Origin of the sequence: Shewanella sp. T24-MNA-CIBAN-0130 (genome assembly GCF_040310185.1) — a bacterium.
In the GTDB taxonomy this organism is placed as follows: domain Bacteria; phylum Pseudomonadota; class Gammaproteobacteria; order Enterobacterales; family Shewanellaceae; genus Shewanella; species Shewanella psychromarinicola.
Genome location: NZ_JBEOPP010000397.1, coordinates 1 through 259, shown reverse-complemented (window position 1 = coordinate 259; position 259 = coordinate 1). Strand labels below are relative to the sequence as shown.

Annotated in this window: 1 protein-coding gene; it reads right to left on the bottom strand. The window is 42.5% G+C overall.

Annotated elements, in window-relative coordinates; all coding sequences use genetic code 11:
- On the bottom strand, nucleotides 1-259 hold a 259-nt coding region (locus AAEZ02_RS22865; protein ID WP_351125402.1), incomplete at both ends, for a GGDEF domain-containing protein.

Sequence of the window (259 nt, the reverse complement as noted above, 5' to 3'; positions counted from 1 at the left end):
AATGTTGTGTTTGATACCTTTCCAAGTAAATTCATGATCAAACAACTGTTGGCAAATTCGTTTTGCCACTTGTTGCGCCGATGCGGTATCAGAATAATGCATCAATAAGCCAAACTCATCGCCGCCTAAACGCGCAACCACATCGTCTTTACGTAATAATTGTTTTAAGCGAGTCGCCACTTGTTGCAGCAACACATCACCCGCTTGATGACCACTAAGGTCATTTACCACTTGAAATTGATCGAGATCGAGAAAGGCA